Below are 22,339 nucleotides of genomic sequence, written 5' to 3'. Positions count from 1 at the left end.
CCAGTATTACAGAAATGTGGCTTGATTTTTACTCTGTGCATACGAAATCAAAAGCAATTTTTTTTGTTTTGTTTTGTGTTTGCTGTGCAAAGAATTCTCCAGGTATACGGGGGTTTGGGCGCGCGTGCGGCTGTTTTCGGGCAGTATCTGTCCATATCTTAGGTTAGTTCATTTTCTTTTCAGTCTGCATCTTGTCCTCCAGCCACGAGTGGGTCAGCGCGCTTTTTCGGCGTGAAGATTTGAGAGGGATGTTTGACGGCCTTGTGGAGCCCTCCGACGGGGCGTTCGGCCGGCTTGCACAGCAGTCTCTTAAGTTCGACGAAGGCGCACTCGATCCGGTTGAAGTCGGGGTTGTCGGCCGGGAAAGAAGAGCGGCCGCTACTTCTTCCACTCCCGGGCTGACCTTGCTGCTGTTGTAACCGCCGGATTGTTGGGGGTGACGAGATCGCTTGGCCTGAGTTCGGGGTCAGCACCTGCTCGACGGAGGCCTGGAATGCTCTGCCGTCGATCAGGCCATCGAGCACCATGGCCGCGACCATGCCGTGGTTGCGCACGCCAGCGACAGAGGTGGTGATCGTCCTGTGCCCGCGCGGGACCGGGCAACGCCGGCGCTCGCCGCGCGGGGTCCGGCCATGGGGCCGGGCCCTGGCGGTCGAGGCCCCGTCAGGCGCTGCGCTTGGACCGGTGGCGTTTGCGCCCACCCATCTGGGAAGACCAATGAATCTGGACTCCAACTGGATTAGGTTCTTCAACCAGGCCCAGCGTTGGCTAAAGACGTCGGGACGATCCTGTTCAAAGGCCGGGGCGGACTTTTGTTAGGCGGGATGTAGTTACGGCCAGACCGTGCTGATTGCAATCGAAAGACCGCGTTCTTTGGCCAGCTCGATCTGGATCTCCGCCGGTGCAAGATCAGGCCGGGGCGCCACCGAGCCCTGCTTCCGAGAACGAGAAAGCGTGGCACCCGAGAACGGTACGCGTCACCCTGACCCCGAGCGATGGGCCGCCGCAGCTTGAGGGGGAGGCCCCTGCGACAACGGCAGCCACACCTGCTCCCGCAGAACGACCGAAAGCTCCTTTATGGCAGCCTCCCAAACCGTGGTTGCAGACACAGAATGAACCGGCGCCGCGTCGGGGAGTTCCCGCCCCCCAATGATCCCATCCGCGAGCAAAGCACTGTAGGCGGCGCTGGAAGAGCAGTATATTTTTTCTAACGTCGTCCTCGCCAAGCTCTACGATCGCAAGACCGCGGTCACCGCGGCCGACCTGCTGAACGACCGGGTTACCCTGTCCTTCGAGGAGCACGACTTGCGCATTGACCACATGTTAAGCGATCGCGGCACCGAGTTCTTCGGCAGCAATGATCGTCACGATGACGAGCCTCCCTCACGGTTGAGAGGACTCAAGGTGACCAGGCGGCATATCGACCACAACCTGAATCAGACCGAAGGTCCCGCACACCAACGGCATCTGCGGGCGCTCCGACAAGACCTCGCTCGATAAGTTCTCCTGTATAGCCTTCCTGAGAAGCTCAAGCGCAGCCTTAAAGAGCTGCGGGCGAATTTCTGTGCCCACCTACGGGAACATGCCGAACAGCCAACCCACCGGGGACGTCGGTTCCTCGGCAAGGCACGATGCAGCTCATTCTGGGGACCGTCAGGTCGCCCAGGGGACACAGCCTGCCGTTGGCAGGTAGATAAAACGAACGTGGCCGTCCCAGCATCATCCAATACGAGAACTTTGCGAGACGTCGGTTTGAGGCTGGTTTGGCGCGTTGCGGTGGGACGGCTGGACGGTTGAGGGGGTGATCGGGGCGGGGTGGGGGGTTTTGGGCGCTGTTTTGCGGATTTCGGCCCCGGTTCGGAAGGACTGTAGGCCGGTTCGGAGGGACTGTAGACAGAATTCGCTCGTCAGGCGGCGGGCAGGCTTGCGGGGCGGCGGCGGCGTGTCCCTTGGCGTCGTGTAGCTGGCAGTGGCCAGGGTGATCCCTGGCAGGGCCGAGGTCATCCCTCGACAGGGGCGAGGCTCACGATAGCCTCACCGCTGACGCTGGCGACGCTTTCCAGCGTCATGGAGAGACAGGTTGAGCCGCCCCTTGGTACTTCTGCTGGAGCAGGATCGCGCCGACCAGCTGGCTGATGGCGGCCTCGTTTGGGAAGATGCCGACGACCTCGGTCCGGTGCTTCACCTCGCCGTTGAGGCGCTCGAGTGGGGTCGTCGAGTGCAGCTTGGCGTGGTGCTGGTCGGGGAAGCCCACGTAGGCGAGCGCGTCGGCCTCGGCGCCATCCATCGGGACGGCGACCTTGGAGAGCTTGGGGCGGAGCTGGTCGGTGACAAGGCGCCATCGCTTCGGGGCGGCTTCGGCGTCGCTCTGAGCGAAGGCGGTGGCCATGAACGCCGACACGATTTGCACCCGCTACGGCCGGCGTGGGCCAGCGCGTTGCGCACAATGTGCATGCGATAGCGTTGCCCCGTGGCGCAGAGGACGCAGGTGATGACGGCCTTCAGCCCCTCGTACGCCTCCGAGATCAGGAGCTTCACGCCCCGCAGGCCGCGGCGGGTGAGCTTGCGGAGGAACTCGGTCCAGAACGGATCGGCCTCCGAGGGGCCGATGATGTCCATGCCCAGCACCTCGCGGCGCCATCGGTGTCATCGGTGTTGACGCCGACCGCGATGATGCCAGCGACCGAGCCGAGACGATCCTGCCGTCCTGGCGCACCTTCACGCAGGTCGCGTCGATCCACAGGCAGGGCGACTCGCCCTCGATTTGGCGGTTGAGGAAGGCGTCGACCTGCTCGTCGATCTCTTCGCCCAGTCGGCTGACCTGGCTTTTCGCCACGCCCGTCATGCTGAGCGCCTTGACCGGATCGTCGGCCGAGCGTGGCGATACCCCGTGGATGTCGGTCTCCTGAGTCACCGCCGTCAGCGCCTGCTCCGCCAGGCGACGCGGTTCAGCGGCCCTTGTGCAGCTTCGGGATGCGCCGCTCCACCGTGCAGCCCGGGTCTCCCAGGCCCCGCGCGGTAGCCGTTGCGCGGTGCCAGACGGTCGGCGCTCTTCTCGCCATGGCTGCGCCGGTAGGCCGCCGACCTCCATCCCCATCAGCCGCTCCGCGGCGAAGCCGATCATGTCCCTAGGCAGTTGCGCATCGGGTGCCTTCTCGACGAGGCTCCGCAGCGTCATCTTCTCGCCGGTCGACGGGGCTCTCCGGGCCGGGTTGGCTCTCGCAAACCCGACCCTGAGAGAGTCCACCCGTTGCCCCCCGCCCCGCCGCCCGCCCACGACGGCACCATGGAACAGCGAGCGGGCGGGCGGCAGTGCTACCGGCGAGCTAAAACCGTTTGCCGGAACCCGACCGTAGGCCGCACAGAGCAGGGGCAGGTGGGTCTACTTGCGGACAATGCCTTGATAACGCGCCTAACGCCGGCCATTGCTGCGCTTGAGCGTAACGAACAGCGCTCGACACCGGTGCGGATCGGCGTCAGCACCATGTCGGTGCAGCGCTGCCAAAGGCAAAGCGTGTGCGCGGTTAGGCTGCGATCGGGATCTCATCGACGATCCAGGCCTCCGCCAGGGCCAATCAGCGACGAAGGCCGTGTCCCCTGGACGACCGCTCTTGCTGACGCCCCCGCGTCTTGTGGGCCCGATCGACAAACACCGCCCGCTGATCGCCCTGGATCAGCGCGTCCGCAACCGTGCATCTCGGCGCTCGTCAGCGCGACCCGGCACACGAGCTCGGAGCCCTGGCCGACGGCGACGTCAACCCTGACGGGCTCCCATCGCGCGAGCGCGATGGGACACGATGCCGAAGACGCTCTTCGCCCCCTTCGCGTGAAGCCCGTGCCAGGGTCTTGCGGAGAGACCAGGGGGGAGGGCGGGTCGCGCAGGGGACAGACCTCGCTCCCGCTGGCCAGCGGACGGCTGATCGAGACCCCGAGCAGGGTGGCGTCGATCAGCGTGTCGCTCTTCAGCATCAGACCCTGGGCGGCCAGCTGCCGACTGGCCTACGCGAACAGACGCCTGTTCAGCCCATGCGCCACCGGCCGGCCGCGGAAGCGGCAGAGGATTGTCTGCCCCCTGGTCGACTTGCGTTCCGGTCGGGCGTGTCGTCGGCCAAACCGAAGCTGCAGAAGCGCCGAAGGAACAGACCATCGGAGGAGGCCTCCTCCAGCTCGGGATCAGGGACGTTAGGGCATCAGCCCGAGTACTCCGCCCGGGGGAGCGAGCAGGTATCCGTGCGCCAGCAAAAGCGCCCGGAAAAGGGCGATCGGCGGGAAGCCGACCTTGCGCGGAGGCAAGCGCAAACAGGCCAGCCTCCGCGCCAAGGCGCGCAGTGCACCCGGTCGACCTAGGCGATCGATCGGCGCTGCGATCCGCTCCCGCCCGCGGTTCATGCCTACACCCGGCGGCAGACGACCCTCCATCAAGCTTCCTTGACCCAACCGACGCTGCCCCACCGGCAAACCCCTCGCAACGCGAGGAACGAACACAAATCGAATACGAGGCCGCGCCGAAAGGGTTTCGCAGAGGTCTCAATACCGAATCTGCAGACGACATCGGCGCGAGGCGCCGACGAGTGAACCAAGGCTACACCCGCCGCGCCTGCACCAACCACCTTTCAGATTGAAATGTGAAGGTCGAGACTCAACTGCGCTCTTGGACCGATCGGACGAGGTGAGCGAAGGCGCGCACAAGCTCCTCGTAGATCGGTCGCTTGAATGAGACGGCGAGGGTGGGAAGGTCGTAGAGGTCAACCCAGCGCCAAGCGTCGAACTCGGGCTGGGGGTCAGCATCGAGTCGGATATCGGCCTCGCTGCCGAGGAAGCGCAGGGCAAACCATTTCTGCCGCTGTCCGCGATAGCGCCCTCCGAGTGCTTTTCCGACCAGCTCAGGGGGAAGGTCGTAGGTCAACCAATCGGGGTGTTCGGCGAGGATCTCGGCACGGTCGGTCCCGATTTCCTCGGCGAGCTCGCGAAAAACGGCAATCCTTGGATCCTCACCTTCGTCGATCCCTCCCTGCGGAAGCTGCCAGCCACCCGGCGCCCCTTCCGCATTCGGAACGTCGGCCCTGCGGCAAACAAGCACTCGTCCCCGCGGGCCGAAGAGCACGGCGCCGACATTGCGCCGGTAGGGAAGCGTCGCCGGATCCATGGCCTCCCGCCACTAAGGTCGTGCCTGCGCCGTCGGACGCGTAACGACGGCACTCACCGGCGCAAGGAGGACACCACGGAACTCGACGCCCTGGCTCCACGCGGCGAGTCGCTCGAGCGTGAGTTGGGAGGGACCGGCGATGCCCAAGGCAACCCCCCGCTCCCTTGCCAAGCGTTCGAGATCAGCCAACCGGGCCTCGATTTCGGGTCGTGACATTCGCTCATCCACAACGAGATCAGCCGTGCGCGAGGGAACCGCCGTCGGAGCACGCTCGCCGGGCCGAGCCTCGATGAAGAGAAGACCCCGTTGCTGCAGGACCTCGTAGACAGGACGCATCGCTTCAGTCGCGGTCATGAAGCGCTCGCCGCGTAAGACGGCGGACGCCGCATTGGTGACCCCGACATAGCCCGTGCCGCGCCCAAGCACCCATTGCAGCCGCGCCAGGTTCTCGGGTGGCGGATTGCCGGTCATCAGGGCGCGCGGCCCGGGATCATTCAGGGGGAAGTTCGCCGGCTCCATCGGGATGCCAAGCAGCACCTCATGCCCCGCCGCGCGCGCCGCCGCCATCTGGGTGTCCAGGTTCAGCCCGTAGGGCGAAAAGGCGAGGCTGATCGCCCCAGGGAGCTGGTCGATGGCGAAGCGCGTCGCCGTCTCGCTCATGCCGAGCCCGACCACGAGGATGGCGAGGCGAGGCCTGCGGTCGGACTCATCGAACGGGCGGGCGAAGCTCCGCCACGCCGGTTGCGCCGCTGGGGCCGGCTCGTTCCCCGGGGCTCCGTCGGCACCGGGGCGACGCTCGGGCTCGATCGGCGGACCGCGACGGGCTTCCGCCGGGGGGTCTTGCGACGGCAGCGGGGCAGACGGGCCTTGTACCGAAACGGCGGGCGCCGCCTCGACGGTCTCGGGCGGCGCGGTGCCGAACTCCGCCCAAAGGGCGAGCCCCCCCGCGACCATGAGCACCACCGCCCAGAACGCAGCCAGGGCGCGCCACCCGCCCTTCCCTACTCGACCCTCGGCCACCGTGCGGCCCGTCGGCTTGCTTTAGGCCTTTGGTCCTTTGGCCAATTCAGTTCGACGCCCGGCGCATCACCGCGAGCCCGCGCACCAGCTCCACCGCCCGTTGCAGCTGGTAGTCGCGGGCGATGTCGCCGAGCTGGATCGGCGGCTGCCCCTCGGTGGGCCGCGGCGGCGGGTTGGAGGACGCCTCGACGAAACCGGGCGGCAGCGCGGGCGGCGGCACCGGACTTTGCCGGGCGGCCTGAGCCTGGTCGTTGCGCAGCGCCCGGTTGAGGTTGGCCTCGCGGTCCCGCGCCTCCGCCCGCGCTTCGCCTTCGAACAGTTCGACCAGCACGTCCGGCTCGATTCCCGTCGCCTGGATCGAGCGGCCGGAGGGGGTGTAGTAGCGCGCCGTCGTCAGCCGGATGGCACCGTTGCCCGGCAGCGGCATCACCGTCTGCACGCTGCCCTTGCCGAAGCTGCGGGTGCCGATCACCACCGCCCGGCGATGGTCCTGCAGGGCACCGGCGACGATCTCGGAGGCCGAAGCCGAGCCGCCGTTGATCAACACCACGATCGGCAGGCCCGCGGCGATGTCGCCGGGCCGGGCGTTGTAGCGCTGGGCGTCCTCGGGCCGCCGCGCCCGGGTGGAGACGATCTCCCCCTGCTCCAGGAAGTCGTCGGAGACCGCAACCGCCTGGTCGAGCAGCCCGCCCGGATTGTTGCGCAAATCGAGCACCAGCCCGCGCAGCCGCGTACCGGCCTGACTGCGGAGTTGCTGCACGGCGCGCCTGAGCCCCTGGTCCGTCTGCTCGTTGAACGACGTGATGCGGATGTAGCCCACGTCGTCGTCGATCAGCCGCGACCGCACGGACTGGATGCGGATCACGTCGCGCACGATCGTCATCTGGATGGGTTGGGGAACCCCTTCGCGGCGGATGGTGAGGCGAATTTCCGTCCGTGGCGGCCCGCGCATCCGCTCCACCGCCTCGTTCAGGGTCAGGCCCTGCACGGTGCGCCCGTCAATGTGGGTGATCAGGTCGCCCGGCTTCACCCCGGCGCGCGCCGCCGGCGTGTCGTCGATCGGCGAGATCACCTTGACGAAGCCATTCTCCTGCGTGACCTCGATGCCGAGACCGCCGAACTCGCCCCGCGTCTGCACCTGCATGTCGCGGAAGGTGCGCGGGTTCATGTAGCCCGAGTGCGGATCCAGGCTCTGCAGCATGCCGTTGATCGCGGCCTCGATCACCTCGCGGTCGTTCACCGGCTCGACGTATTCGGCGCGGATCCGCTCGAACACGTCCCCGAACAGCGACAGCAGGCGATAGGTCTCGGCCCGCGAGCCTTCCTGCGCCTGGGCGCCGAGGCCGAGCCGGTCGCCGAGCCAGACCCCCGGCGGCCCGTTCAGGGCGGCCCCTGCGCCGAAGGCCAGGGCGGCGGCGAGAAGAGCGCTGCGGAAGGTGACCTGCATGCCGGTCCGGTTCCTCGTGGCGCGGGATCCCCCCGCGCGAACATCCTGCGACCCAGCAAGGTATCGTTCGGCGCCGGCGCCGATCAAGGCGCGCGAGGCCCCGGGCGCAACACGATTGCGGCAGGACCGCCGCTTCGGGGGTACGCGCCCGACGCGTCGTGGCAGCGCTCGACTTTAGGAACAAAGTCCTTTAGGCTCTCGTCATGCCGACGGTGCTGAAACTCTCCCCGCAACGCCAGCTCACCCTCTCCAAGGCTCTGGTGGAGACGCTGGGGCGGCCGCGCTTCTTCGAGGTGGAGCTACGGGCGGAGGCGCGGGAGCTCGTGCTTCGCCCGGCCGACAAGCTCACCTTAGAGGAGGCCGAAGTGGCCTACGGGCGGCACGGCATCACCCGGGCGGTGCTGATCGAGGCCTTGCGGATCGTGCGCAGCCGCGAGAGGGCGGAAGACGGCGGGTGAGGACGGTTGCGCCTCGGGGATAAGGGACCGTGCGCCGGCGCCCGCCTGCCGCGGGGCGCGCCCTTCCGCCCTATCCGCCGTGGCGTCCCGCGCGGCATCCAGGCGTCCGAACGTGTCTTGGATACGCCCAGCTGTCGGTCACCCGCCCGTGGAAGGCTGGAGTCATTCCGGCTCGATTCCGGCCGCGCGTGCCAGCGTCGTCCACTTCACGATCTCGGCCGCGATGAAGGAACCAAACTCGTCCGGCGTCGAGGTAAAGCTCTCGAACCCGAGGACCGCGCATTGCGCGCGCACCGCCTCAGTGTCCCAGGCACGGGCGAACGCGGCATGGATCGCGTCGCGGATCGGTCGGGGAACGCCGGCCGGTGCCACCACTCCCGCCCACGCGACGAAATCGAAGCCCTCGAGACCCTGCTCGTGAAGGCTCGGCAGATCGGGAAGGAGGCGGCTGCGCTCGCGGCTGGTTACACCGAGCGGAACGAGGCGGCCAGCTTCGACCTGCGAACGGGAGGCCGCGACGTCGACCACCATGGCATCGACCCGGCCCCCGACCACGTCGACGATCGCGGGCGGTGTCGAGCGGTACGGTACGTGCACCATCTCGACGCCGAGCATGCGCGCGATGGTCGCTCCGCCGACGATGCCCGTGGAGTTGCCGGAGGCGTAGGTGACCTGGCCCGGGCGCCGGCGAACCTCGGCCGCGAACTCGGCGAAACTGCGCGCCGGGAAGTGCGAGCCGACGACAAGCCAGAACACGTAGTTGCCGAGCCGGATGATCGGCGTGAAATCGCTCACCGGATCGTAGTCGAGGCGTTTCATCAACGCCTTGTTGGCCGCGTGCGGCGTGTTGGTGGTGACCATGAGCGTATGCCCATCCGCCGGCGCGCGGGCGACCGCCGCCGCGGCCGGAGCGCCGTTCGCCCCCGGGCGGTTCTCGATCACCAGGCGCTGCGGCCAGATCGGCTCCATCACCTTCTGCAGCAGGCGAGCCACCTGGTCGGTGCCGGACCCGGCGGCGAACGGTACCACGACCTGCACGGGGCGCGAGGGCGACCAGCCCTGGGCGAAGACACGCCCGGCGAACGGCAGGGTGGCCAGGGCTCCGGCGACGACGCGGCGCGAAACGGCCTCGCTTGTCACGACACTGCCTCCTCGGCCAGCCGGACCCGCGCGCGATCCTCGCCGTACGGGGGCGCGTAGATCACCAGGACCTTGACCGGTCGGTCGCCGATCACCGTGAAGCGGTGTGGCTTGTCGGCCGGAAAGAAGCAGGCGTCACCGGGACCGATCTCCTCCTCGCGGCCGTCGCACTCGACCCGCGCCCGCCCTTCCAACATGAAGCACACCTGTTCGATCCCCGGATGGGCGTGCCGACGGGCCTCGCCCCCGGGCTCGAGCTCACCGAGCACGACCTCGAGCATCCGGGCCCCGACCGTGTCGGGACCGATCAACCGCCTGTTGCGTGTTCCGGCGTGGTTCGCCGGCTGGTAGGGCTCCATTGTCCCCGCGCGCACGACGAAGGGGCATCCGCCCGAAGCCATCGCTGCCTCCCAGGTCTTTCGCGTTTTTCTTGAGACTAGGGGACGGTCATGACCACGGCAACCGGCCGTGCTCGCCCGGCCGCGCCACCGCCTGCGGCGCGGCAACGTCCGGGCGTCACGCGATCCGCTTTCGCCTGATGACTGCGGGTCGGTTAGAGTTGGGCCCTCCGCGAGCAGAGTCTCGTCCGATGCATCGCCGCACCGTCGTCCTCGTCGCCGCCCTCGCCTCGCTCCTCGCCGGAGCGGGCCCCGCCCGCGCGGAATTCCAGAATTTCCTCTCGCCCGGTATGTCCTACGACACCATGGCGCTGGCGAACGCGAGCTTCATCCTGTCGCAGGCGCAACAGAACACCCGGCTGCAGGACCTTGCGCTGGACCTGCGCGGCCAACGGCCGGCTCCGCGCCAAGCCGCGCCCTCCGCCGCCCCCTAGGCCCGCGCCTTCGCCGCCACCGACTTCCGCCCCCGCCGCCGCGTCAGCGTCGCCGACCAGTTCGCCGGCCCATCGCTCCCCCCGCGCATCGCTCGCAGCTCCGCGCCCTGGCCGAGGCCGTGTTCGCGGAACTCGAAAACCACCCCGAGTTCCGGCGCAACACCCTGACCTACGCGGTCGGCCTCGCGATCGGCGCCGCCCTCGCCATCGAACGTGGAAAGGACCTGACCGACGCCGAGTCGCTGCGCGTTCTCGACACCGTGCACGGCTTCCTCACCACCGGCTCCGACATCACCCGCCGCACCCCCGAGGAGAGGACGGCGCTCTACGACACCTGTCTCCTCATCACCGGGCTGATGGCGGTGTTCGAGGCCGATGCCCAAGCCAACGGTCATGCGGAGACACGTCAGGCGGCGCGGCAAGTCGCGACCGCCGTGCTCACGCTGTTCGGCTTCGCGGCGCAGGCGGCGCGCTGACGGGGCTACGGGGATAGGGGCCTGCGGGGGAAGGGATTCGCTCCCTTCCACCGCCCCCTATCCCAGCAGACTCGTCCCCGTCATCTCCGCCGGCTTCGCGAGGCCCAGCAGCGCCAACAGCGTGGGCGCGACGTCGGCCAGCCGCCCATCGCGCAGCCGGGCACCTTCGGGCCCGTTGAAGAGGATCACCGGCACCGGGTTCGTCGTGTGCGCGGTGTGCGGCCCGCCCGTTACGGGGTCGCGCATCAGTTCGGCATTGCCGTGATCGGCCGTCACCAACAGCACCCCGCCCACGTCCGCGATCGCGGCGGCGATCTCGCCCAGGCCCCGATCCACCGCCTCGCAAGCCGCGATCGCCGCCGCGAGATCTCCCGTGTGCCCCACCATGTCCGGGTTGGCGTAGTTGAGCACGATCAGGTCGAAGCGGCCGGACCGGATCGCCGCCACCGCGGCCGCCGTCACCTCGGCGGCGCTCATCTCCGGCTTGAGGTCGTAGGTCGCCACCTTCGGTGAGGGGATCAGCACCCTCTCCTCGCCCGGGAACACCGCCTCCCGCCCGCCGTTCAGGAAGTAGGTGACATGGGGATACTTCTCGGTCTCGGCGAGGCGAAGCTGGGTGCGGCCCGCGGCGGCCACCACCTCGCCCAGCACGTTGACGAGCGGTTCGGGCGGAAACAGCGCCGCCATGAACCGATCGAGCGCCTCCGAATAGGGCGTCATCCCCACCGCGGCGGCGAAGCGCGGCAGGCGCGGGCGCGGGAAGGCGTCGAACGCGGGGTCGAGCAGGGTCGTGAGGATCTGCCGCACGCGGTCTGCCCGAAAGTTGAAGCATAGGATAGCGTCGCCATCGCGCATCCCGGCGAAGTCGGCGATCACCGTCGGCAGGATGAACTCGTCTGACAATTCCCGCTCATAGGCCGCCCGGATCGCCGCCGCCGCGCTCTCCGCCCGCTCGCCCTGGCCGAGCACCATCGTGGCCCAGGCGCGCTCGACGCGGTCCCAACGATGGTCGCGATCCATCGCGTAGTAGCGCCCCGAGAGGGTGGCGACGCGCGCGGCTGCGGGGAGAGCGCTTTCGAACCGGGCAAGGAACGAGTCGGCCGACCGCGGCGGGGTGTCGCGCCCGTCCGTCCAGGCATGCACCGCGACCGCGACCCCCTCCCCCGCCAGCGCGCGCGCCAGCGCCACCGCGTGGTCCTGATGGCTGTGCACCCCGCCTGGAGAGACGAGGCCCATCAGGTGCACCACTCCGCCCGTGGCGCGCACGCGCGCGATGAGCTCGCGCAACGCAGGGCGCTCCGCGATCGACCCATCGGCCACCGCGGCGTCGATGCGCGGCAGGTCCTGCAGCACCACCCGCCCCGCCCCGAGGTTGAGGTGGCCGACCTCGGAGTTGCCCATCTGGCCTTCGGGCAGACCGACATCCGCTCCCGAGGTGCGCAGGAAGGCGTGCGGGCAGGTCTGCCAAAGCCGGTCGAAGGTGGGCGTGTGCGCGAGGCGGACGGCGTTCGCCTCCTCCTCCTCGCGCCAGCCCCAGCCGTCGAGTACGACCAGCATGACGGGGCGGCGGGTCATGCCGCGCGGCCTAACCCGCCCGAACGGTGACGGCAAGCGCGCGCATTCGCGTGCCGCGCCGGGCTCAGCGCCTGGCTTCGGCGAGTGCGGCGCGCAAGGACGCCACCTCCTCGCGCAAGGCCCGCACCTCCTTCAGGATGGTGAGTGCGTCGCCGTGCAGCTCGGCGCGCATCTCCGTCTGCGCCTCGAGCTGCGCCTCATCGGCCTGCTCGCGCGCCTTGCGCAGCGTCTGGATGCTCTCGACGATGATGCCGATGAAGAGGTTGAGCACGACGAAGGTCGCCACCAGCACGAAGGGCACGAAGAAGGCCCAGGCCTGCGGGTGCTCCTCCATCACCGGCCGGGCCACGCCGGTGGACCAGGATTCGAGCGTCATCACCTGGAATAGGGTGAACATGCTCTCCCCGATGGTGCCGAAGAGCTCGGGGTGGGTGTCGCCGTAGAGCTTGGTCGCGATCACGGCGGCGACGTAGTAGAGGATCAGGAGCAGCATCGCGATCGCGCCGATGCCCGGGATGGCGTGCAGCATCGCCTCCACCACGATGCGCAGCCGGGGCATCATCGAGATCAGCCTGAGCACGCGCAGCACGCGCAACGCGCGCAGCACGGAGAGCGGGCCGGTGGCCGGCATCCAGGCGATGGCGACGACGAGGAAGTCGAACACGCCCCACGGGTCGCGGAAAAATCGGCCGCGAAAGGCGTAGATGCGCAGCGCGATTTCCGCCGTGAACACGCAGAGGAGCGCGACGTCGAGGCCGGTGAGCCACGCACCCCAGCGGCTCATGACGGAGGGGGCGGTCTCGAGGCCGAGGATCACGGCGTTGAGCACGATGAGCGCCATGATCGCATTCTGCACCGAGGGGCGAAGGATGAACCGCGCGGCACGGGCGCGGAGAGACGAACCGGCCTCGTCCTCCGCGGTGAGGACTTCCTGCATCGTGACGACCCCGAAGCTTGGATGACGGATCGGGGCGGGAGATGGCCCAGGCCTGCGGCGAAAGGAAGGTGGGGCGCGATCAGGGCCTGCCGGCGCGATGGTAGGGGTGGCCGGCGAGGAGGCTCGCCGCGCGATACAGTTGCTCGGCGAGCATGGCGCGCACCAGGAGATGCGGCCAGGTGGCGCGGCCGAAGGCGAACACCCAGGCCGCGCGGTCGAGCACGGCGCGATCGAGCCCCTCGGCGCCGCCGATGGCGAAGGCCGCGGTCCGGCCGGCCTCGGCCAGGCGGGCGAGGCGGGCGGCGAAGGCCGCCGAGGCGAGGTCCTCGCCGCCGAGGTCCAGCGCGATGAGGTCGGCCCCCGCGGGAAGGGCGCGCAGGATCGCCTCCCCTTCCCGGCGGCGGATCTGGGCGGGGCCGCCGCGGGCCTCCGCGATCTCGACGAGGCGCGGAGCGGGCCTCAGCCGGGCGGCATAGCGGTCGAACAGCGCCTGCTCCGCGCTCCCCCTGCCCCGCCCGACCGCGAGCACGACGAGAGGCGGGATCACGCCCGCCGTACCTCCCCGTGCGACGCCTCCTCGCCGGGCAGGCTCATCCCCCACATCTTCTCGAGGGCGTAGTGGGCGCGCGTCTCGGGTCGAAACAGGTGGACCACGACGTCGCCGACATCGAGCAGCACCCAATCGGAACTCCCCAGGCCCTCTGCCCGCACGCGCAGTCCCTCGCCCTCGAGCAGATCAAGCAGGTGTTCCGCCATCGCTTTCAGCTGCCGTCCCGAGAGCCCGGAGGCGATCACCATCCGGTCGGCGAAGGCCGCCTTGCCAAGGATGTCGAGCACGACGACATCCTCGGCCTTGTCGTCCTCGAGACGGGCGACGATGCGTTTCACCAGTGCATCGAGCGCAGCCTCAGGCAGTGCGGCTGCGCGCCGGCGACGGGGTCGGGGCACGGCTGCCTTGCCGGCGCGGATGGCGGTGGCCGAAGCCGGGTGCTCGCGCATGGGCAGCAGGGTCCAGGCGGGCGGTGTCGCGAACCGGAGGGCGCCCGCGCGCGCAGGGGGAACGAAACGGGATCGGAACAGACGCGCCGCGCGCGACGCGACGGCGGCACGCGTGAAGCCAGGGCGCGGAAACACCGCGACAGGAACGTGACGGAAGATCGCGCGCCAGAACTGCCAGCGCGGGATCTGGATCAGGTTGTCCGCTCCCATCAGCCATACGAAGCGAACGCGGGGAAATCGCGCCCGCAGCCGCCGAATCGTGTCGATCGTGTAGCGGGTGCCGAGACGGGCCTCGAGGTCCGTCGCGATCAGCCGCGCGTTGCCGGCCACGACATCGCGCGCGGAGGCGAGGCGTCGGTCCAACCGCGCCATGCCGCGTGCCGGCTTGAGCGGATTGCCCGGCGAGACGAGCAGCCAGACGGCATCGAGACGCAATCGTTTCCGTGCCGTCTCGGCAATCGTGCGATGCCCCTCGTGGGCCGGGTTGAACGAACCGCCGAGCAGCCCGATGCGCACCTTCCGCCCGTCACCCCACCGTCCCGGTGCGCCGGGTTTGGCGAGCGGCGCAGGCCGGCGGGAACGGCCGCGGCGGACTGCCGTCATGCGCGGACTTGGCCCGTGCCGATCACGTGGTAGCGGAAGGTGACGAGCTGGTCGGGCCCGATCGGCCCGCGGGCATGGATGCGGCCCGTCGCAATGCCGATCTCGGCGCCGAAGCCGAACTCCCCGCCGTCGGCGAACTGGGTCGAGGCGTTGGCAATGGCGATCGCACTGTCGATCCCGTTCAGGAACGTTTCGATCGCCAGCGTATCTTCCGCCACGATCGCGTCCGTATGCTCGGAACCGAAGCGGCAGATATGCGCGATGGCGCCCTCCACGCCATCGACGATCGCGACATTGAGGATCGCATCGAGCCACTCGGTGGCGAAGTCCTCTTCCGTCGCCGCCGGAAGGTCGGGGCGCAGGGCGCGCGTTCGCGGGCAGGCGCGGAACGCGCAGCCGAGAGCGGCGAGATCGTCCAGGATGGGGTCGAGGTGCGTGGCCGCGCAAGCGGCATCGACGAGGAGCGTTTCGGTTGCGCCGCAGATCCCGGTGCGGCGCATCTTCGCGTTCGCCACGATCGCGCGCGCCTTGGCGAGATCGGCCGAGGCGTGAACGAAGGTGTGGCACAGCCCCTCGGCGTGGGCGAGCACCGGCACGCGCGCCTCGGCCTGCACGCGGGTCACGAGAGATTTCCCGCCGCGCGGAATGATGACGTCGATCAGCCCCGACGCGCCGAGCATGGCGGCGACGAATCCCCTGTCCGCCGTTGGCGCCACCTGCACGGCGGCCTCCGGCACGCCGGCCGCGGCGAGACCCGCGACGAAGGCAGCGTGGATGGCGCCGACCGAGCGGAGGCTTTCCGACCCGCCGCGGAGTACGATCGCATTGCCGGATTTGAGCGCAATCGCCGCGGCATCCGCCGCCACGTTGGGGCGGCTTTCGAAGATCATGCCGATCACCCCCAGCGGTTGTGTGACGCGGCGGATGCGCAACCCGTTGGGGCGCGTCCATTCCGCGAGCACGCGCCCGACCGGGTCAGGCAACCTCGCCACCGTCTCAACCCCCGCTGCCAAGGCCTCCACCCGCGCGGGCGTCAGCGCCAACCGGTCGAGGAAGGCGCCGCTCTGGCCGGCAAGACGCGCCGCCGCGAGGTCGGCCGCGTTCGCCTCGAGGATGGCCGACTCGGCCTGCCGGAGCGCGCGCGCGGCCTCGCGCAGCCCGGCCGCACGGGTCTCGGCCGGCAGGCGGGCGACAAGGCGGGCAGCATCGCGCGCGGCCTTGGCGAGGACGGCGAAGTCGCCAAAGGCATCGGCCTGCGGTCGGAGTTCGGGGGCGAGGTTGACCAGAACAGCCATGGCGCGACCCTAACGCAGCCTCGCCGTTGGCGGAACGGCCGCCCCGACCATTGATCGAAACGCAAATCTGCCCCACGTTACCGGCATGCCGCGCCGGAGAGCGCGGTCGGGCGCCCGGCACACGGCAGTGAGGCACGAACGAACTGGGGACGAGGGTTCCATGCACACTGCCATGCGCGCCGGTGCCCTGGCACTGGCCATCGCCCTGCCGGCCGCCGAAGCGGTCGCGCAACAATCGCCGACGCTGGACGCGATCCGCGCCCGCGGCCAGGTGGTCTGCGGCGTCACCACGGGGGTTGCCGGCTTCTCCAACCCGGACAGCCAGGGGGTGTGGCGCGGGCTCGACGCCGACGGCTGCCGTACCGTCGCCGCCGCCATCTTCGGCGACGCGAACCGCGTGCGCTTCGTTCCGACGACGAGCCAGAACCGTTTCCCGGCCCTGCAGTCGGGCGAGGTCGATCTCCTCTACCGCAACACGACCTGGACGCTCGGCCGCGAGGCCTTCTTGGGCTTCCAGTTCGCGGGGATCAACTTCTACGACGGCCAGGCCTTCATGGTGAAACGCGCGCTCGGCGTCACCTCGGCCAAGCAGCTCGACGGGGCCACCGTCTGCGTGCAGCCGGGCACCACGACCGAGCTCAACCTCGCCGACTTCTTCCGCACCAACCGGATGAGCTTCCGCCCGGTGGTGATCGAGAGCCTCGAGGAGATCCGCGCCGCCTTCATCTCGGGCCGCTGCGACGTCTACACCTCCGACGCCTCGGCCCTCGCCTCCTTCCGCTTCACCCAGGGGCCGAACGCGGAACAGTACGTGATGTTGCCCGAGATCATCTCGAAGGAGCCGCTCGGCCCCGTGGTGCGCAAGGGCGACCAGCGCTTCTTCGACATCGTGCGCTGGTCGCTGTTCGCGCAGATCGCGGCCGAGGAGCTCGGCGTGACCAGCGCGAACGTCGATCAGATGCTGACGAGCCAGGTGCCCGACATCCAGCGCCTGCTCGGGGTGACGGGCGGCATCGGGCAGATGATGGGGCTCGACAACCGCTGGGCCTACAACATCATCAAGCAGGTGGGGAACTTCGGGGAGATGTGGGAGCGCAACATCACGCCGATGGGCGTGCCGCGGGGCATCAACGCGCTCTGGACTCAGGGCGGGCTCATGTACGCGCCGCCGATCCGCTGAGGAGGCAGGGGACGGGCGGGAGCGGCGCGATCGCCTCCCGCCCCTCCCCATCCGCGACCGACGCCGATGCAGACTCCGACCACCACCGATCCCCGCTTCCTCCGCGCCCCGCCACGGCGGGGCATCGCCCTTTCCTGGCGTGACCCGACAGTGCGCGCGGTCTTCTGGCAGGTGGTCATCCTGGGCCTCGTCGGGCTCGGAATCTGGTGGCTGGTCGACAACACCATGCGCAACCTCGAGGTGCGCAAGATCGCGACCGGTTTCGGCTTCCTCGAACGCGAGGCGGGGCTTCCGATCGGCGAGAGCCTGATCCCCTACTCCCCCGCCGACACCTACTTCCGTGCCCTCACCGTCGGCGTGCTGAACACGCTGCGCGTGGCGATCATCGGCGCGGTGCTCGCCACCATCCTCGGCACAGTGATCGGCATCGCGCGGCTGTCCCGGAACTGGTTGGTGGCGAAGTGCGCGGCCGTCTACGTCGAGGTGCTGCGCGACCTGCCGCTGCTGTTGCAGCTCCTGTTCTGGTACGCGTTGCTGCAGGGGTTGCCGGGGCCACGCCAGGCGCTCAACCCGTTCGGGTCGGTCTACCTCTCGAACCGGGGCATCAAGTTCCCTTGGATCGAATGGCAGGAGGCGCACACCGCGGCGCTGATCGCGCTCGTCGTCGGCGCGATTGTGACCTGGGGCCTCTCGCGCCTCTTCACCGCACGGCAGATGGCCACGGGGGTTCGGCCGCGCCTTTGGCCGTGGGCCATCGTGCTGCTGGTCGGGCTTCCCCTCGGCGTGTGGTGGGCCATGGGCGCGCCGTTCACCGTGGATCGCCCCGTGCTCAGGGGTTTCAACTTCCGCGGCGGCGGCACCATCACGCCCGAGTTCGCGGCCCTGCTGTTCGGCCTCGTCCTTTACACCGCGGCCTTCATCGCCGAGATCGTGCGCGCGGGCATCCTCGCCGTGCACCAAGGGCAGTGGGAGGCGGCTGCCGCCCTCGGGCTCAGCCGCGGCCAGCAGCTGCGCCTCGTCATCCTGCCGCAGGCGCTGCGCGTCATCATCCCGCCGATGACCAGCCAATACCTCAACATCACGAAGAATTCGTCGCTCGCGGTCGCCATCGGCTATCAGGACATCGTCTCGATCGCGAACACGACGATCAACCAGACCGGCCAGGCGATCGAGGGCATCGCCATCATCATGATGGTGTACCTGACGATCTCGCTCTCCATCAGCCTGTTCATGAACTGGTACAATGCGCGGATCGCGTTGAAGGAACGGTGAGACCGCAGATGCTCGTCACGGGATCGGATCGATGACGCCGCCCTCCGCCGAAGCAGCCACGCTCGGCGCCGCGCCGGCGATCGAACGGCGGCCGCCGAGTTTCGCCCTCGGCCCGATCGCGTGGCTCAGGGCCAACCTGTTCTCCTCCTGGCTCTCCACAGCGGTCACGCTTCTCCTCGCCTACTTCCTCGTTTCCTGGACCCTCTCCTTCCTCAATTGGGCGGTGGTGAACGCGATCTGGGACGTGCCGGGGACGGGGCAGCAGGTCGATACCTCCGCCTGCCGCGCGGCACGCGGCGAAGGCGCATGCTGGGCGCTGATCGGTGAGAAGTACCGCTTCATCCTGTTCGGCCTCTATCCGTTCGACGAGCAGTGGCGGCCGGCCCTCGTCGTCGTCATCTTCGTCGCCCTCTACGTCATCTCCGCCATGCGCCGCTTCTGGCGCAAGGAACTCGCGCTCATCTGGCTCGCCGCACTGACGGCGATCGGCGTGCTGATGTGGGGGGGCGTGTTCGGCCTGCCGTATGTCGAGCAGGAGCGCTGGGGCGGGCTCGTCATCACCCTCATCCTCGCCACCTTCGGCATCGCGTTCGCTTTCCCGCTCTCCATCCTCGTCGCTCTCGGGCGGCGGCAGACCTCGATGCCGGCGGTGAAGGCGCTCTGCGTCGTCTACATCGAGCTCATCCGGGGCGTGCCGCTCATTTCGCTCTTGTTCATGGCCTCGGTGATGTTCCCGCTGTTCCTCCCCGAGGGGATGAACATCGACAAGCTGCTCCGCGCGCAGATCGCGATCATCCTGTTCGCCGCCGCCTACCTCGCCGAGGTGGTGCGCGGCGGGCTGCAGGCGATCCCGAAGGGCCAGTATGAGGCCGCAGACGCGCTCGGGCTCACCTACTGGCAGAAAACGGGGCTCATCATCCTGCCGCAGGCGCTCAAGATCTCCATCCCGCCGCTGGTGAACACCTTCATCGGCATGTTCAAGGACACCTCGCTCGTGCTGATCATCGGCATCTACGATCTGCTCAACACGGCGAAGACCTCGATCATCGAACCGGCCTGGCAGGGCTTCGGGGTGGAGGCCTACCTGTTCGTCGCCGCGATCTACTTCGTGTTCTGCTTTGCGATGTCGAAGTACAGCCAGGACCTCGAGCGCGAGCTCGACAAGGGGCGCAGGCGGTGAGAGGGGACGAGGCGAGCGGAGGAGCGGCGATGGCTGAGGTGGGCGAGCTCGGCAAGGTGCAGGTGCGAAGCGCGGTGCAGCCCGACGCCAAGCCGATGATCGAGCTGCGAAAGGTGAACAAGTGGTTCGGCGCGCTCCATGTGCTGCGCGACGTCTCGCTCACCGTGCGCGAGCGCGAGCGGGTCGTCGTCTGCGGACCCTCCGGGTCGGGCAAGTCGACGATGATCCGCTGCATCAACAGGCTCGAGACGCATCAGGAAGGGCAGATCATCGTCGACGGCATCGAACTGACCGACGACCTGCGGAACATCGACGCCATCCGCCGCGAGGTCGGAATGGTGTTCCAGTCCTTCAACCTCTTTCCGCACCTCACCATCCTCGAGAACTGCACGCTTGCGCCGATCTGGGTGCGCAAGATGCCGAAGAAGGAAGCCGAGGAGCTCGCGATGGAGTTCCTCACCCGCGTGCGCATTCCAGAACAGGCGAAGAAGTATCCGGGCCAGCTGTCGGGCGGGCAGCAGCAACGGGTGGCGATCGCGCGCGCGCTCTGCATGCGGCCCAAGATCATGCTGTTCGACGAGCCGACCTCCGCACTGGATCCGGAGATGATCAAGGAGGTGCTCGACGTGATGGTCGAGCTCGCCGAATCGGGCATGACCATGGTGGTGGTCACGCACGAGATGGGCTTCGCCCGCACGGTGGCCGACCGCGTGGTTTTCATGGACCGCGGCGAGGTGGTGGAGGTGGGGCCACCGAAGGAGTTCTTCGGCAACCCGAGAAGCGAACGGCTGCGCACCTTCCTCAGCCAGATCCTTGGCCACTGAGGCGACCGAGGGCGGGCGGGCAGCGTCGAGGGTGGCGCGGGGCGATCGTGACGGGGCGGTGCGGAACGGCTCCCCGGGACTGCGGGGCGAGACGTCAGGCCTCTGTCGCGGCAGCTGGCAGTTTGGCGTTCGTGCCGGCTGCCTTCGCCTTCTCCTTCTTCCCGTAGCCCTCGAGCCGGTCCATCACCGCCATGGCGATGATGCCGACCAGGAACACGCCATGGATCGCCATCATCCAGGTGATCTGGCGGTCGGTGTAGCTGTCGACGTTGAGAAAGATCTGCAGCAGGTGAATGGAGGAGATGGCGACGATCGCCACCGCGAGCTTGATCTTCAGGTTTGAGGGATCGACCGCGCCCACCCACTCGAGGCTCGCCGCATCGTCCTTGCCCGACAGGCGCGCCACCAGGCTGTCGTAGGAAGCGATCAGCATCATCACCACGAGGCCGGCGACCAGGGCGGAGTCGAGCAGATAGAGAAGGCCGAGCAGCGTCTCGCCGTCGCTCATGGTGAACAGGCCCTCGAAGTACTTCTTCAGCTTCCACAGGAAGCGCACGGCATAGAAGCAGAGCGCGACCGCGAGCCCGACGTAGAAGACGACGAGCACCCAGCGGCTGGCCAGGATCAGACGGTTGAGGAGCGTGATCATCGCTGGATCTCCGGGCGCGGAGTGGTAGCCGCCGCGCTGACTTGAGGCCAGCCCCCTGCCGCCACCGCCCCTGCGGAAGCCTCAGCCGCGCTGTACGAAACCAGGCGGCACCGTCGCCTCAGTCTCCTCCACCACGACCTCGTTCACCCGCGCGGCGACGGGGCCGCGACGGAGGGCGCAGACGAACTGCGCGACCGCGTCTTCCCCGCCTTGGGCGACCGCCTCCACCCGTCCGTCCGGCAAATTGCGCACCCACCCATCGAGCCCGAGCCGGGTCGCCTCCCGCACAGCGAAGGCGCGGAACCCCACCCCCTGCACGCGGCCGGAGACGAGGATGCGCACCGTCTTCATGCCGGGGCTTCGATGCGCGCGAGACCCATCAGACGGTGGGCAGTCGTCACCTCGGCTGCGATGCCGGCCAATCGCGCCTCCGCTTCCGCATCCTTGCCCCATTGCTCCGCCTGGTAGGCCTCCTCGAGGAAGGCAATCGCATGCGCCTCGTCGGGGCCGAGCCGGCCATGCGCGAGCGCAAGCCCGAGCACGAGCGAGCCGAGCGCCGGCACGACGACGCCGAGGGCGGCGAGCGAAAAGGCGTTCTCCCGGGCGAGCGCCGCACGGAGTGCGGCCAGAGCCGCGGGGCTCTGCACGACATGAGCAAGCCCCGACGTCACCACGAGCGGGGCGTCGAGCGCGAGCGCTGCCCAATCCAGGAGAGGCTGCCAGGCTCGGGCCTGCCGGGCAGCAAGTTCGGGCGGGTGCGCCGTGCGGTAGCACAGCAGGTCGGTCTCGCCGTATTTCGCCAGCGCATCGATGGTCGGGCCCGGGTCGGGTGCGATGCGATCGAGCGCCGTCGCCACCATGCGGGTGAGCACGAGCTCGGCGAGGCGGATCTCCGCCCCGGCTTCGCCGGCCGCCGCCCACTCCTCGGCCACGGCCTCGGCCACGGCGCGGGCGGGGACCCGGAAGGGCGCGCCGCCGGGGGTGCGCATCGGCCGCCCATCGAGCAGGACAAGCCAGCCGTCGTCTCCCTCCATCACCCCGGTCGTCGTCCAGAACCGCCTCATCGGCCGAGCCTCGGCAAAATCTGCTGCAGGGGCGCGGGCAGGCGGTCCTGAGGCTCGCGCTGCGCCGGGGCGGACGGCGGCGTCGCCGGCGCCTCGGCCGGTCGTTCCGCCGGCGCGGCCTCCGCCGGCGCGGCTTCCGCAGCCGGCAGGGCTCCCGCCCGCCCGCCGCGCGCCACCGCGAGCTGGGTCGCGCAATCCTCGGCGGCCCCCGCACCGGCCGCTCCGCCACGCGCCGCGCCCAC

General features: G+C 69.0%; 22 protein-coding genes and 1 pseudogene. 7 read left to right on the top strand and 16 right to left on the bottom strand.

Annotated features, from left to right (window positions below):
• Positions 1 to 179 precede the first annotated feature (179 nt).
• The 5 genes and pseudogenes from DWB05_RS14555 to DWB05_RS01675 form a co-directional block, all read right to left on the bottom strand.
• Positions 180 to 539 (bottom strand): hypothetical protein, encoded by a 360-nt coding sequence (locus DWB05_RS14555; protein WP_157967034.1) that lies wholly within the window; start codon positions 537 to 539, stop codon positions 180 to 182.
• Between the two features lie 1,461 nt (positions 540 to 2,000).
• Positions 2,001 to 3,178, bottom strand: a pseudogene (locus DWB05_RS01695) (IS256 family transposase).
• Positions 3,179 to 4,639: 1,461 nt separating this feature from the next.
• The gene (locus DWB05_RS01685; protein ID WP_114374407.1) at positions 4,640 to 5,146 is read right to left on the bottom strand and encodes an RNA pyrophosphohydrolase; all 507 of its coding nucleotides are present in this window, start codon (positions 5,144 to 5,146) and stop codon (positions 4,640 to 4,642) included.
• Positions 5,147 to 5,158: 12 nt separating this feature from the next.
• Positions 5,159 to 6,100, bottom strand: coding sequence for a divergent polysaccharide deacetylase family protein (locus DWB05_RS01680; RefSeq protein WP_269815550.1), 942 nt, complete (start codon positions 6,098 to 6,100; stop codon positions 5,159 to 5,161).
• Positions 6,101 to 6,212: 112 nt separating this feature from the next.
• The gene (locus DWB05_RS01675; RefSeq protein ID WP_114374403.1) at positions 6,213 to 7,613 is read right to left on the bottom strand and encodes a S41 family peptidase; all 1,401 of its coding nucleotides are present in this window, start codon (positions 7,611 to 7,613) and stop codon (positions 6,213 to 6,215) included.
• 203 nt (positions 7,614 to 7,816) lie between these two features.
• Between DWB05_RS01675 and DWB05_RS01670 the strand changes: the two genes are divergently transcribed.
• Positions 7,817 to 8,071, top strand: coding sequence for a hypothetical protein (locus DWB05_RS01670; protein ID WP_114374400.1), 255 nt, complete (start codon positions 7,817 to 7,819; stop codon positions 8,069 to 8,071).
• Positions 8,072 to 8,233: 162 nt separating this feature from the next.
• Here the strand turns inward: DWB05_RS01670 and DWB05_RS01665 are convergent, their stop codons facing one another.
• Together DWB05_RS01665 and DWB05_RS01660 are read right to left on the bottom strand one after the other, a co-directional pair.
• Entirely contained in the window at positions 8,234 to 9,211 is a 978-nt protein-coding gene (locus tag DWB05_RS01665; RefSeq protein ID WP_114374398.1) for a Bug family tripartite tricarboxylate transporter substrate binding protein, read from the bottom strand.
• Entirely contained in the window at positions 9,208 to 9,492 is a 285-nt protein-coding gene (locus DWB05_RS01660) for a cupin domain-containing protein (protein ID WP_232818350.1), read from the bottom strand. The genes DWB05_RS01665 and DWB05_RS01660 overlap by 4 nt, the downstream gene beginning before the upstream one ends.
• Before the next feature lie 308 nt (positions 9,493 to 9,800).
• On the opposite strand from DWB05_RS01660, the gene DWB05_RS01655 reads away from it, so the two are divergent.
• Together DWB05_RS01655 and DWB05_RS01650 are read left to right on the top strand one after the other, a co-directional pair.
• Positions 9,801 to 10,043: a hypothetical protein gene (locus DWB05_RS01655; protein WP_114374393.1), complete on the top strand. Its 243-nt coding sequence runs from the start codon at positions 9,801 to 9,803 to the stop codon at positions 10,041 to 10,043.
• Positions 10,044 to 10,114: 71 nt separating this feature from the next.
• A complete protein-coding gene (locus DWB05_RS01650; protein ID WP_332871696.1) occupies positions 10,115 to 10,519 on the top strand; it encodes a DUF6683 family protein in 405 nt (134 codons plus the stop codon).
• Between the two features lie 57 nt (positions 10,520 to 10,576).
• Here the strand turns inward: DWB05_RS01650 and gpmI are convergent, their stop codons facing one another.
• From gpmI to DWB05_RS01625, 5 genes are all read right to left on the bottom strand, one after another.
• The gene (gene gpmI, locus DWB05_RS01645; protein WP_114374389.1) at positions 10,577 to 12,094 is read right to left on the bottom strand and encodes a 2,3-bisphosphoglycerate-independent phosphoglycerate mutase; all 1,518 of its coding nucleotides are present in this window, start codon (positions 12,092 to 12,094) and stop codon (positions 10,577 to 10,579) included.
• A 64-nt stretch (positions 12,095 to 12,158) separates the two neighbouring features.
• On the bottom strand, positions 12,159 to 13,031 hold the full coding sequence (locus tag DWB05_RS01640) for an ion transporter (protein WP_114374387.1): 873 nt from the start codon (positions 13,029 to 13,031) through the stop codon (positions 12,159 to 12,161).
• A 79-nt stretch (positions 13,032 to 13,110) separates the two neighbouring features.
• Positions 13,111 to 13,578 carry a 23S rRNA (pseudouridine(1915)-N(3))-methyltransferase RlmH gene (locus DWB05_RS01635; RefSeq protein WP_198669027.1) on the bottom strand — a complete coding sequence of 156 codons (468 nt, stop codon included), beginning with the start codon at positions 13,576 to 13,578 and terminating at the stop codon, positions 13,111 to 13,113.
• A complete protein-coding gene (locus DWB05_RS15320) occupies positions 13,575 to 14,633 on the bottom strand; it encodes a nicotinate-nucleotide adenylyltransferase (protein WP_157967032.1) in 1,059 nt (352 codons plus the stop codon). Before DWB05_RS15320 ends, DWB05_RS01635 begins: the two co-directional genes overlap by 4 nt.
• On the bottom strand, positions 14,630 to 15,928 hold the full coding sequence (locus DWB05_RS01625) for a glutamate-5-semialdehyde dehydrogenase (protein ID WP_114374385.1): 1,299 nt from the start codon (positions 15,926 to 15,928) through the stop codon (positions 14,630 to 14,632). Before DWB05_RS01625 ends, DWB05_RS15320 begins: the two co-directional genes overlap by 4 nt.
• A gap of 160 nt (positions 15,929 to 16,088) precedes the next feature.
• Here DWB05_RS01625 and DWB05_RS01620 point away from each other — a divergent pair, with 160 nt between their 5' ends.
• The 4 genes from DWB05_RS01620 to DWB05_RS01605 all read left to right on the top strand — a co-directional run bounded on the left by DWB05_RS01620 (position 16,089) and on the right by DWB05_RS01605 (position 20,384).
• Positions 16,089 to 17,108, top strand: coding sequence for an amino acid ABC transporter substrate-binding protein (locus DWB05_RS01620; protein WP_114374383.1), 1,020 nt, complete (start codon positions 16,089 to 16,091; stop codon positions 17,106 to 17,108).
• A 66-nt stretch (positions 17,109 to 17,174) separates the two neighbouring features.
• The gene (locus tag DWB05_RS01615) at positions 17,175 to 18,380 is read left to right on the top strand and encodes an amino acid ABC transporter permease (RefSeq protein WP_114374381.1); all 1,206 of its coding nucleotides are present in this window, start codon (positions 17,175 to 17,177) and stop codon (positions 18,378 to 18,380) included.
• A 31-nt stretch (positions 18,381 to 18,411) separates the two neighbouring features.
• Entirely contained in the window at positions 18,412 to 19,560 is a 1,149-nt protein-coding gene (locus tag DWB05_RS01610) for an amino acid ABC transporter permease (RefSeq protein WP_114374379.1), read from the top strand.
• 29 nt (positions 19,561 to 19,589) lie between these two features.
• The gene (locus DWB05_RS01605) at positions 19,590 to 20,384 is read left to right on the top strand and encodes an amino acid ABC transporter ATP-binding protein (protein ID WP_456298220.1); all 795 of its coding nucleotides are present in this window, start codon (positions 19,590 to 19,592) and stop codon (positions 20,382 to 20,384) included.
• Positions 20,385 to 20,478: 94 nt separating this feature from the next.
• Here DWB05_RS01605 and DWB05_RS01600 read toward each other — a convergent pair whose 3' ends face one another.
• The 4 genes from DWB05_RS01600 to DWB05_RS01585 form a co-directional block, all read right to left on the bottom strand.
• Positions 20,479 to 21,033, bottom strand: coding sequence for a YqhA family protein (locus DWB05_RS01600; protein ID WP_114374377.1), 555 nt, complete (start codon positions 21,031 to 21,033; stop codon positions 20,479 to 20,481).
• An 81-nt stretch (positions 21,034 to 21,114) separates the two neighbouring features.
• Positions 21,115 to 21,384 (bottom strand): acylphosphatase, encoded by a 270-nt coding sequence (locus DWB05_RS01595; RefSeq protein ID WP_114374375.1) that lies wholly within the window; start codon positions 21,382 to 21,384, stop codon positions 21,115 to 21,117.
• On the bottom strand, positions 21,381 to 22,097 hold the full coding sequence (locus tag DWB05_RS01590; protein ID WP_114374373.1) for an ATP12 family protein: 717 nt from the start codon (positions 22,095 to 22,097) through the stop codon (positions 21,381 to 21,383). Before DWB05_RS01590 ends, DWB05_RS01595 begins: the two co-directional genes overlap by 4 nt.
• Positions 22,094 to 22,339 (bottom strand): hypothetical protein (locus DWB05_RS01585; RefSeq protein WP_198669026.1); only part of this gene is annotated, 246 nt, incomplete at its 5' end. The genes DWB05_RS01590 and DWB05_RS01585, both read right to left, overlap by 4 nt.

This window comes from Elioraea thermophila (ex Habib et al. 2022), assembly GCF_003336755.1.
GTDB lineage: Bacteria > Pseudomonadota > Alphaproteobacteria > Acetobacterales > Acetobacteraceae > Elioraea > Elioraea thermophila.
This window is presented reverse-complemented; position numbering and strand designations above follow the sequence as displayed.